This window comes from Microbacterium sp. Kw_RZR3 (assembly GCF_029222405.1).
Lineage (GTDB): Bacteria > Actinomycetota > Actinomycetes > Actinomycetales > Microbacteriaceae > Microbacterium.
In genome coordinates, this window is record NZ_JARHXC010000053.1 from 17722 (window position 1) to 29089 (window position 11368).

The 11368-nt window shown below is 68.8% G+C and carries 9 protein-coding genes and 1 tRNA gene; 1 reads left to right on the forward strand and 9 read right to left on the reverse strand.

Going from position 1 to position 11368, the window contains the following annotated elements:
• Positions 1–85 precede the first annotated feature (85 nt).
• Both P2P98_RS02530 and P2P98_RS02535 read right to left on the reverse strand, forming a co-directional pair.
• Complete coding sequence (locus P2P98_RS02530; protein WP_275796905.1) at positions 86–1009, reverse strand: DUF808 domain-containing protein; 924 nt, start codon at positions 1007–1009, stop codon at positions 86–88.
• Between the two features lie 117 nt (positions 1010–1126).
• Positions 1127–1948 (reverse strand): PrsW family glutamic-type intramembrane protease, encoded by an 822-nt coding sequence (locus P2P98_RS02535; protein ID WP_275796907.1) that lies wholly within the window; start codon positions 1946–1948, stop codon positions 1127–1129.
• Positions 1949–2209: 261 nt separating this feature from the next.
• On the opposite strand from P2P98_RS02535, the gene P2P98_RS02540 reads away from it, so the two are divergent.
• Positions 2210–3148, forward strand: a complete 939-nt coding sequence (locus P2P98_RS02540) for a MauE/DoxX family redox-associated membrane protein (RefSeq protein ID WP_275796909.1) — start codon at positions 2210–2212, stop codon at positions 3146–3148.
• 48 nt (positions 3149–3196) lie between these two features.
• Here the strand turns inward: P2P98_RS02540 and P2P98_RS02545 are convergent.
• The 7 genes from P2P98_RS02545 to opgC all read right to left on the reverse strand — a co-directional run bounded on the left by P2P98_RS02545 (position 3197) and on the right by opgC (position 11178).
• Positions 3197–3285, reverse strand: a tRNA-Ser gene (locus tag P2P98_RS02545).
• A gap of 98 nt (positions 3286–3383) precedes the next feature.
• Positions 3384–4652: an LCP family protein gene (locus P2P98_RS02550; protein ID WP_058613774.1), complete on the reverse strand. Its 1269-nt coding sequence runs from the start codon at positions 4650–4652 to the stop codon at positions 3384–3386.
• Positions 4653–4772: 120 nt separating this feature from the next.
• Positions 4773–5189 (reverse strand): ATP-binding protein, encoded by a 417-nt coding sequence (locus tag P2P98_RS02555; RefSeq protein ID WP_275796911.1) that lies wholly within the window; start codon positions 5187–5189, stop codon positions 4773–4775.
• A complete protein-coding gene (locus P2P98_RS02560) occupies positions 5182–5514 on the reverse strand; it encodes an STAS domain-containing protein (protein WP_275796913.1) in 333 nt (110 codons plus the stop codon). Before P2P98_RS02560 ends, P2P98_RS02555 begins: the two co-directional genes overlap by 8 nt.
• Positions 5511–6701 (reverse strand): SpoIIE family protein phosphatase, encoded by a 1191-nt coding sequence (locus P2P98_RS02565; RefSeq protein WP_275796915.1) that lies wholly within the window; start codon positions 6699–6701, stop codon positions 5511–5513. Before P2P98_RS02565 ends, P2P98_RS02560 begins: the two co-directional genes overlap by 4 nt.
• The gene (locus tag P2P98_RS02570) at positions 6698–8722 is read right to left on the reverse strand and encodes a glycosyltransferase (RefSeq protein WP_275796917.1); all 2025 of its coding nucleotides are present in this window, start codon (positions 8720–8722) and stop codon (positions 6698–6700) included. The genes P2P98_RS02565 and P2P98_RS02570 overlap by 4 nt, the downstream gene beginning before the upstream one ends.
• A gap of 23 nt (positions 8723–8745) precedes the next feature.
• Positions 8746–11178: an OpgC domain-containing protein gene (opgC, locus tag P2P98_RS02575; RefSeq protein ID WP_275796919.1), complete on the reverse strand. Its 2433-nt coding sequence runs from the start codon at positions 11176–11178 to the stop codon at positions 8746–8748.
• Positions 11179–11368: the final 190 nt, after the last annotated feature.

The following is an 11368-nucleotide window of genomic DNA, read 5'->3' on the forward strand; positions in this document are numbered from 1 at the left end:
CGCTGATCAGGGAAAAGAGAGAACTCCGAATTCTCTCGCAGCCCCGCCCCTGCCGGAAAGGCACCGCCGTAGAGGTCAGGCGGGGTCAGCCGTCGACGTGGGCGGCCGTTGCTGTGCGGTGCCCGCCGGAGGGCCCACCGCGCTTCGTCAGGCGCGTGATCCCGGTGATCACGGCGACGATCACGAGCCCGATCGCCAGGCCAAACACCGCCGACATCGTCGTCTCCACGATCCACACGACGACCGCTCCGGCGGCCTCGATCGCGTGGGTCACGACGTGCACGACGTCGTACGGTCCTGCCCACAGCGTCTCGGCGAGATTCTGCAGCAGGAGGTGTCCACCGACCCACAGCATCGCGACGGTGCCGACGATGCTGATGACCCGGAACACCGCCGGCATGGATGCCACGATCCGCACGCCGAAGCGGCGGACACCGCGCGAGGGGCTCTTCATGAACCGCAGGCCGATGTCGTCGATCTTCACGAGCAGCGCGACGGCACCGTAGACCACGACCGTCATGGCGAGACCGATGATCAGGAGGGCGCCCAGCGTCATCCAGATGCCGAAGTCGGGGTCGAGACTCGACAGCGCGATCAGCATGATCTCGGTGCTGAGGATGAGGTCGGTGCGCACGGCACCGAGCACGAGCTTCTTCTCATCGCGCGGGCCGTCGTCGTCGTGCTCTCCGTGGCTGACGCCGAACCACTCGAGCACCTTCTCGGCGCCTTCGAAACAGAGGAAGGCGCCACCGACGATGAGGAGGTATGGAAGCACCATCGGCGCGAACGCCTCCAGCAGCAGCGCGATCGGGATGATGATGACGTACTTGTTGATGATGCTGCCGAGCGCGATCTTCCACACCACCGGGAGCTCGCGCGCGGGTGTCAGCCCCTGCACGTACTGCGGAGTCACGGCGGCATCGTCGATGACGACGCCCGCGGTCTTCGCGCTCGCCTTCATGGCGGCGCTGAGGATGTCATCGACAACGGCGAGCAGACCGACAGACATAGGTTCTCCGGGGTCGAGGGGATGCGGCGAGAGGCCTCCAGCGAGGATATCGGCGTCGGCGACCCTGAGGGGCGCGCTGCGGACAACGCACCCCCCAGCACTGAGACGCGACGGGGATCAGACCGAGACCGGGCTGTCAGGGACAGCCTTCGCGGAATCCTCCACGGGCGCAGCGTCTTGGACCGGCGGCGCAGGCGCCTTCCGCGCGACGTGTCGCCAGATGAATCCCCCGCCGAAAATCACGACAACGACGCAACTCCAGTGCGTCACCGCGAAAAGCAGATCGTTGTTGGTGAGACCGAGGACCAATGGAGCCACACCGTCCCAGGTCCCGTGCAGAACGGCGACGCCGACGTACGTGCCGAGCACAAGCCACGACAAGCGGAAGCGCCCCTTCTTCGCGGCGGCCGCGAAAAGGGCGGCACCCAGCAGGGAACTCCAGAGAACGTGCATGAACGGGGCGTAAAGGCCGCGGTCGTACGCCTGGAACACCGCCGAGATGATGGGGTCGGCACCTGTCGCCGACATGTTGATGTAGCCCATGGACTCCAGCACCGCGAAGCCGAGACCGACCGACCCGCCGATGAACAGACCGTTGCGAGCGCTCTTGGCGATCTTCCACCCCACGGCCACGATGAGCACCCCCTTGGCGAACTCCTCGACGAAGCCGGCCGACAGCAAGGCGATCACCCCCTGGTTCCCGAAATGAGGCTGCGGAAGCTGCTCCACGAGCTGATCCAGCGTCGCGCCGAGTGTGACGGCGAGAGTCCCACCGATGACCGCCGCCACAACGAGGTTGATCGCGGTGACTGTGTCGGTCGTCCGGAGACGGTGCAGCATGATCCAAAAGACCGTCGCGGGCACGAGTGCTGCGCTTATGAAGACCCACGCCGGCAGAACGAGCACGTTTCGCAACAGGTGCAGAAGAACGATGCCCATGTAAAGCCAGATGAGTAGCCCGCCCACGAAGAACCAAACGGTGTGGGTCCTTCGGTGCTCCCGTCGGTGTGGCGCGTGTTTGTGCGGCGCGTGTTTATGTGTGCGAGTGGTGTGCTTCTCTGCCGTGGTCACGGCTCTCCCCCTGTCCGGAACGCCCAGCGCGCCCTGAGTCAGAGTGTGGCAGAGCACATCACCCCGTCGTGGCCGAATTTCACCCGACACGCTGCCTCGTCCACTGCCGGGCGGCGCGATGCTGAAAGGATGCCCGTCCTCACCACGCTCCCTCCGTTGCTGCTCCTCGTCGTCCTCGGCGTCAGCGGGGTGAGCAAGCTCCTCGATCTCGACTCCGCGGCGACGACGATGCGGGCCCTCCGCCTCGGGGCACTTCCCGCCCGACCGACCGTCGCGGCGGTGGCCTCGGTGGAACTCGCCGTCGCCTTGGGGCTCGCTTTCGGCACGCGCGAGCTCTTCTCCGGGGCGGCCGTCGCCTCCCTCGTCGTGACGCTGGCCTTCCTCGCCGTGGCCGTCCGCGCACAGCAGCAGCACTCCACCGACGAATGCGGATGCTTCGGGCGGGTGGCATCCACCCGGGTCGGCCCGTGGATGACGGCGCGCAACGTCGCCCTCGCAGTCCTGGCGTCGGCGACCTTGGCGGGCGCGATCATCGACCCGCCGTCCAACGCTCTCCTCACGCGCACGCTCAGCGACCCCTTGACCGCCGTGTCGCTCGTCATCGTCGTTGCGGCGATCGCCGTGATCGGAGCGTCCTTCCGGCCCGATTCGGCGACGGCGACCTCGGCGGCGGAGTTGCCCCTGCTCACCCCCGACGGAACGGTGGTGGTTCCGCGGCAGCGCGCCCTGCGCGGTCGCGCGCAGCTGCTGCTGTTCGTGCGGCGCGGCTGCGCGCCGTGCGAGGCGCTGATCGAGCGCGCGACGACCGACCTGGCCGAACTGGATACCATCGACGTCCGCCTCATCGGCGCCGTGGGAGATGATCATCGGCCCGCGACGGACGAACCCATCCACACCGATCTGTCGGGGACGTTCGCCGAGTCCCTCGGCGTTCCTCCGGAGCGGCCCGCGGGGATCCTCCTGACCACCAGCGGCGACCGGCTCCTCCCTTTCGCCGTGGGTGCCGACGAGACGAATCTGCTCATCGACACCGTCGTCGCCGCCCTCGCCGAGCAGAAGCTCGACTGACGCATTCAACGAGAAAAGCCCCGGCGAACCGGGGCTTTTCTCGTTGTGCGGAGACGGAGGGATTTGAACCCTCGGTCCCCTTACGGGGACTCCACCTTAGCAGGGTGGTGCACTAGGCCTGACTATGCGACGTCTCCAGGTGATCAGCGCCGAAGGCGCGAGCACACCGGTTCATACTACCCGCTCGCGCCCTGGCATCCGAATCCGAACCGGCCGGGATGCCAGGGCGAGAGCGTCAGCGGACGTTGCCGTTCGAGCAGGTCGCCTGCGCCGCCGTCTGGCCCGCGATCTCCGACGGCAGCGTGATCGCCGACGAGGAGGGGTCGGGGGTGGGCGCGGCGCTGTCGGTCGGCGCCGGGGTGGCCGTGTCGGTCGGCGTGGGCTGGGCGTTCTCGTCGACGACCACGCCGTCTCCGTCGCTCAGGTTGCCCGAGAGCTGCAGCGGCTGGTTCGCCGCGAGCGCGGCCCAGAGCGTGTCGGCCGCGTCGTAGTCGGGCACGACACGGTTCGGGTCGGCCGAGTCGGTGAACGTCGGGTACTGGATGAAGACGATCTCGCTGAACGGGACGTCCTTCACGGCGGACGCGATCTGGACGAGCGTCAGCGGGTTGGTCAGCGACGTCGACGGATCGACGTTGCGAAGCGCGGTCGAGGCGAGCTTGTAGAGGGTCGCCGGGTTCGACAGCACCTCCTGGCTCTTCAGCTTGTTGGCCAGGCGCGACATGTACTGCTGCTGGTTCGAGATGCGGCCGAGGTCGCCGCCGTCACCGACCCCGTGACGGGTGCGCAGGAACTGGAGCGCGTCGAGGCCCTGCACCGTGCGCATTCCGGCGGGCCAGTCGATGCCCGTGTACGGGTCCTTGATGCCGTTCGCGATACACACGTCGACGCCACCGATCGCGTCGGTGATGTTGATGACGCCGCCGAAGCTGACCTTCGCCGCGAACGGGATCTCGAGTCCGCTGAGCTTCGAGATGGTCTGCACGACGCACGACAGTCCGCCGTACGAGAAAGCGCTGTTGATCTGCTGCTTGCTCATCGCGGAGGTCTCGTTGCCGTTGGCATCCGTGCAGGAGGGGATCGGCACCATGAGGTCGCGCGGGAACGAGATGACGGTCACGCGCCGCGGCTCGTCGGAGATGTGCACGAGCATGTTGACGTCGTTGAGGCTGCCCTCGGAGTCATCGCCCGAGCAGCGGTCGCCGAACAGCGAGGCGAAGGCGGGCTCGCACTCGTCGGTGCCGACGAGCAGCATGTTGACGCCGCCCTTGAGCTCGCCGATGTCGGGCGGAACGGCGGGCTGGCCCTTCAGCTCGACCGCGTCGGCGGTGAAGCTCGACGACAGGTCGTAGATCGCGTACGCACCGACGCCGAAGCCGGCGACGAGAAGAACGGCCAGGCCCACGGCGACGCCGCGGAGGATCTGGCCGGCGGGGCTGAGCGTCCGCAGACGTCCGTGACGCGCGACGGTTCTCTGCCCGCGCGGGGTCGTGCTCTTGCTCACTCGGGTCCTTTCGGGGACGGATGCCATCGGCCGGGCATCGCATCACACCTGGGCCGCGGCCACAGGTCGGAGCCATCTTAGGGACGCGCGGCTGAGAATCGTGTGAGGGTCAGGGGAATCTCACACGGAGCGCGGACCGACACGGCGGACGAGGCGCCAGAGATTCCCCCGGCGGCGCTCGACCGAGAGCTCGTCGCACACCGCAGCCGCGATCGCGAGACCGCGGCCCGATTCGGCGAGCGCGTCGGCCATCGTGGCGGCGGCGAGGTCGAGGTGCACCGGCGGCGCGGAGTCGCGCAGGACCGCGCGCAGCTCGTCGCCGGCCGACAGCTCCACCGACAACGACACCTCGTCACCGCCCCGGGGCGCGTGCACGGCGATGTTCGTGGCAATCTCGATCACCGCGAGCGAGAAGAGCGAGAAATCGTCTTCGGCGATGTGCGGAACGCTCTGGGCCAGTTCCTCGAGCGCGCGGTGCAGCCCTTCGACGAACGCGAGAGTCGCGGCCCCCTCCCGGGTGACGGTGATCTCAGACACCGTCGAACGCCCCGTCGGCGTCGGGGTACACGTGGAGGACCCGATCAAGATTTGTCAGGCGCAACACCTGTCGCACCTGTTCCCCTGCGGCGGCGATCCTCAGGTCTCCCCCGGCGACGCGTGTCGCCTTCAACGCGCCGATGAGTGCCCCGAGACCCGAGGAGTCGATGAAGTCGACTTTCTCGAGGTCGACGACGAGCCGGGTCCGACCCGCCGCGACGAGATCCGAGACCTCCGCTCGGAGCTGCGGGGCGACCGCGGCCGTAAGCCGTCCCTCGACCTCCAGGACGACCGCTTCCGCAGACTCGCGTCGTTCGATGTTCATCGTGCTCCTTCCCGGGCGATGTCGCCGTCGCGCGCCACCACCATCACCGTCACGTCATCCGTGGCCGTCGCCCCGCGCGCGAGGCGCGCGGCCTCGTCCAGCGCGCCGGCGATGCCGCGCTCGCGGAGAACGCGCCGTACGTGTCCGAGCGGATCGGACGGGTCCAGCACATCCAGCAGACCGTCGCTGCACACCATGAAGATGTCGCCCGGAGCGAGCCTCGTCTCGGCTTCGGCACGGGCGTCCGCCAGCCCCATCCCCAGCGGCATCCCGGTGGAGAAGAGGTGCTCCCACGTGTCGTCCGCGCGCAGGATGTAGCCGAGACTGTGCCCGGCGTCGACGAAACGCAGGACGCCCGTCGGCGCCTCCAGCTGCGCGTGGAACGCGGTGGCGAAGGTGCCGAGGTCGGCGACGTCGGCCTCGAGCAGGCGGTCCGCCTCGCGGATGGCATCCAGGAGTCCCCGATCGGGGAGCGTGCGCAGCGAGGCGCGCAGGCCGGCCGCCAGGAGGGCCGCGCCGAGGCCCTTGCCCATGACGTCGGCCAGCGTGAAGCGAACCCCGTCCCCGACCGGGTACCAGTCGTAGAGGTCGCCCGACATCTGGCCCGCGGCGACGGTGACGGCCGCGATCTCGTATCCGGGGAGTTCCGGCGCCGTGCGGGGGCGCAGGGTGCCCTGCACCGCCACGGCGTCATCGAGCTCGTTCTGCCGGAGGATCTCGGACTGGACCCACGCGGCCAGGTCGCGGAGCAGGTCTTCCTCGCGCTCGTCGAGCGAGCGGGGTTTCGTATCGAGCAGGCAGAGGGTCCCGATGCGTTCGCCCCCGGCCGCTTGCAGGGGATGACCGGCGTAGAAGCGCAGGTGCGGGTCTCCCTCGACGAAGGGGTTCGCGGCCCAGAGCTCGTCGGCGCTCGCATCGGGGATGACGACGGTGCGCCCCTCTCGCACGGTGAAGTCGCAGAACGCATCTTCGCGCGGCGCCTCGCGCCCGCCGAGACCGATCTCGGACTTGCGCCACTGCCGGTCGCGGTCGAGGAGCGTCACGCTCACCATGGGCACGCCGAACACCTCCTGGGCGAGGCGCGTGACGCGGTCGATGCGCTCGTCGCGCGGGGTGTCGAGGATGCCGAGCTCCTCGATCGCCCGCTGCCGGGCTGCATCGTCGAACTCCGGAATGGTCACACTCATCGGCTCTCCTTTCGCGACGACCGCCGCCCGTGCTCGGCGAGCCGCTCAGCCTCGGCGACGGGGTCGTACCCGGTGAAGGTCGCCGCTTGGAAGAGCACGCTGAGCACCACGAGATCGTAGATCGCCCACGCGATGTTGACGGCGGTGCCGATCGGCTCGGCACCGTTGACGAACAGGCGGATGGCGCCGACGATGATCGCCACGACCAGCAGCCCCATGACGACCAGCTGGGTCTTGATGAGGTGCCACTGCGGCCCGTTCGTGCTCGGACGCGTCTTCGGGGTCACGGCGAAACCGAGCGGGATCCGCAGGACGACGTTCGTGAACGCCGTCGAGCACGCTTTCAACCACACCGGGAACAACGCCAGGCTGTACTGCTGCCCGCGCCACGTGGGCGCCCCCTTCGCCGCGACGAAGAACAGCAGCTGATTGACGAGCATGAACGGGATGAACCGCGCGAAGAAGTCCCCCGCGTACGCGTGGACGGGAAGGATGCCGAGCACCAGGAACATGATGGGGGCGGCGAAGTAGACCACGGCGGCGTACCCCGACAGGTAGCTCCACATCGTGGCGAAGTACATCAGTCGCTGGGGCAGCGACATGCCCCACTGCACGAGCGGGTTCTCGCGCAGGAGAACCTGCATCGTGCCCTGCGCCCAGCGCAGCCGCTGGGTGAGCATCGTGCCGAGGTCCTCGGGGGCGAGGCCGTCGGCGAGCAGCTCGTGGTGGTAAACGCTCTTCCAGCCCATGCCGTGCATGCGCATCGACGTCGCCATGTCCTCGGTCACCGAGATGGTCGCGAGCGGCATGACCGGCTGCGCCTCACCCGCGCGGTCCACGCCGATGGTGCGCAGCACCGCCTGCACGGCCTCGAGCGCGTTCAGCGGAGACAGTTCGCGCGTGGCGAGCGCCGCGACCGCCTGCTCCACGTCGAACGCCTGCTCCTCGGGGCTCGATCCCGGGCCCGCGGGGCCGGCCAAGGCGGCCAGCTCGCGGAGGTCGTCGTCGATCCCCGCGACGTCGGACGCCACGATCGACTGGGTGGCGGCATCCACTCGGCGGTGTAGGCGATACGTGACCTCGCCCAGCGGCTCACGCGCCCGCAGGCGCGACCGGGCTTCGGCGACCCCTGCCGACACCTCGTCGAGAGCCGCCGAGACCGCGGGGTCGGATGCCGCGGGTGAGGTGCGCGCCTTCTCGATCACGCGCGTCGCGCTGCGCAACGCGCGGGCGACCGACTGATCGAGTTCGCGCACGTATCCGACGATGCCGAGCTGCATGAGGGCTTCGCGTCGCAGGATGGCGTTCGAGCCGCAGAAGAAGGCGGCGTTCCACCCGTCCTTGCCCTGCTGGATCGGGCCGTAGAACAGCGGAGCCTGGCTGCCGAGGGGGTCGCCCGTGGCCACATTGCTGAAGACCTGAGGCGTCTGGACGAGCGCCACCAGCGGGTCGGTGAAGTAGCCGAGCGTGCGGTCGAGGATTTCGGGTCGGGGGATCATGTCCGCGTCGAGGATGAGGATGAACTCGCCGTCGGTGGCCTGCAGGGCGTTGTTGATGTTGCCGGCCTTCGCGTGCCGGGGACGATCGTCCCACTCGGCCCCGCGCGAGATGTATCCGATACCGGCTGCCTCGGCGCGCTCGCGCATCTCGGCGCGCCCGCCGTCGTCGAGGATCCACGTGTGGTGCGGATAGCGGATGCGCTGCGCGGCGAGAGCCGTGGTCATCACGAGGTCGATCGGTTCGTTGTACGTCGCGATGAAGACGTCGACGGCGAGACCCTCGGCCGGTGGGGGCGGCGCCGGTCGGCCGCGGGCCTTCCACATCATCATCCCGAACAGGCACACGTCGATCAGGCTGTAGGTCTCGGCGGCGATGAGCGGGACGGCGATCCACCACGCGTCCCAGTTCAGCGAGAAGAACCACCGCCACGAGACGTAATTGACCCCGAGGAGGACCGTGAGCACGACGACGATCCGTAGGACGAGCAGTCGCCCTTCGCTGATACGCGTGTCGTCGGTCACGGCATCCGTCCTTTCCGGCCCGTTCATCGCGGCACCACCGCGAAGAGGAATCGCGTGCGCACCATGAGCCACAACAGGGCCAGGACCACGACGTTGGCGAGGGTGTCGAGCAGGAGGTCGCCACGGGTGAGGAACGGAATGCTGGCGACCGCGAGGGCGAAGAACACGTGCATGACGAACACGTACAACGTGGACTGGCCGAGCGGGATGAGGAAGCCGCCGGCAACAGCGGCGATCGGCTTCCAGAAGGCCGTGAGCAGCGCGTAGAGAGCCACCACGAGCACGAGGACGTTCAGCAGCCGACCCGGGGCGAGATAGGTGCGTTCGAACAGCGCCCCGTAGACGCCGCGGAAGGCGTTGTCGGAGACCAGGGCGAGGCGCGGGTCGCCCGGGGCCGGCGCATACGGGTTGTTCCAGGAGAACAGCATCAGCGCGACGGCGACCGCCACGATCGCGATCAACGCGACCCGGCCCGCCCGCGTGGCGAACCAGGCGATGATCTCTCGGCGATGGAACCCGGCGACCATCCCGACGATGAAGAGCATCTGCCAGACCAGCAGCGGAAACGAATCCTCGAACTGCGCGGGAACGAGCCGTAGCCGCGTTGTGTATCCCACCAGGTAGAGCGCGAGACTCGCGCCCAGCACCCACGGCCACCACCGCCGCCCGAGCGCCCACAGCACGAGCGGAGAGATCAGCAGCAGGACGACGTACAGCCCCATGACGTTGAACTGCCAGGGCCCCATCCGCAGGAGCAGGAAGTCGATCACGACCTGCGGATCGACGGGGTACTGCAGCAGGCGGTCGGCTCCCGCGTAGAGGTCGTACACCCGCCCCGTCGCACCGGTACCGGCGGCCCCCGTGCCCTGATCGGTGAAGGTGGTGACCGCCCGACCGTTGAGGAAGGGAAGGAGCGACAGGAAGAAGATCAGCACCACGACGACCAGCGCGGTGCGGTAGAGCTTCCACGAGCGCCCGGCGGTGCGGATCACGACCTCCCCGATGCCGCCCGACACGAGTTTCGGTCGATAGACGAGACCGAGCACGGCGCCCGAGAGCAGGACGAACAGCTCCGCGCCCGAGACAACCCCCAGGAACTCCTGCGTCCCGATCTGGAGATAGCTCGCGAGACCGAGGTGATTCACGACGACGAAGACGATCGCGAGACCGCGCAAGAGGTCGATGCGGGCGTCTCTCGCGGGCGATCCGACGTACCGCAATCGCCGCGCCCGGGCCGAGCCGCGTGCCGCGAAGATCACGAGGCCGGCGATCAGGGCGACGACCACGGCGACGAGGATCCAGCCCAACCACCCCTGCACCGGCATCGACGCGGCTGACTCGCCCGACGGTTCGCGCACCGGGCCGAGCACCAGGTCGGATGAGCGCAGGTCACTGACGAAAGCCGAGCGCACGGCATCCGACGACAGGGTCACAGACCAGTCGATGACGGTCTCGCCCACGACTCCCCGCCTGGTGGTCGTGTCTTCCCAGATGACCGCCGCGAGCGAGGGAAGCCGACCGGATGCCACCGCCCCCTCGATCTGCCGCCACCAGGCCGACTTGACCTCGAGCTCGGACGAGCCGCCGACGCTCGCACTATAGAAGGCCGCCGTCTCGATGAGCAGGGGCCGGTCAGGCGACGAGTACGTGCCCGCGAAGTCGGGGGCGCCGGACCCGTCGGTGCCGGTCAGGCGCGAGACGAACGCATCCGGCCCCGGCACGACGTTGCGGGCCTCCACCCCGCCCGTCTCGTCGAAGTAGAGCGACAGCCCGACCGCGTCGACCGCGGCGTCGCCCGGGTAGTAGGGCGCGTATGGATCGTCGGCGGACGTGAGCGCGCCGTCGCCGTCGGTGTCGGTCCCCGCGGGCGCGGGGGTGGACGTCGCCGCGAAGGGGTAGTCCCCGCCCCAGAACGGCGACCAGACGACCGCGGCACCGGGGAGCCGCTCGTGCACCACGTCGGCGAAGAGCGCGAACGCCGCGCGATACTCGTCGGGGCGCTGGCCCCACCCCACCCACGTGGTGTTCATGTCGGGTGCGAAGCTGAGGTACAGGGGTGCGCCCGGGGGCTGAGCGATCTGGTCGAGCGCGTCGACGAAGGCCTCCGCGTCCCCGCGATCGAGCTCGGCGAGCGGCACCGTGGGGGTCACAGCGACCACCACGATCGCCCCGACCGCTGCGGTCTGGTCGAAGAAGCCCGACAGATATCCCTTGTCCGTATCCGTGAGGGGATAAGAGACATCGCGCTGATAGATCGCGCTGGGTGCACCGAGTCGTTCGGCCTGGTCGACGACGCTGTCGCTGCTCCAGTCGAGGATCGACCCGAAGTACGCGGCGTCTCGCGGGACGAGGTCTGTCGGCTCGCCTCGATCGGATGCCAGGGCCGGGGGCGCGCCCAGCAGAACGACGACGAGGGCGGCGAGGAGGGCGACGACCGATCGGCGGACACCAGCCATGGAGGGGCGGTTCCGCGGAGCGATGCACTCCTCGAATTCCCGGTTCTGCACGTGGAGCCAGCCCCCGATTCCGTCGACTGACTGGACCCTATCGAAAGGCTGTGAGGGTGAGGGCGGGTGGTACGGAGAACGCAATACAGGCGTCCGGAGCCGCATGCGACGGAAGGTTCGCGGCTTTCCTGGCCGCGCG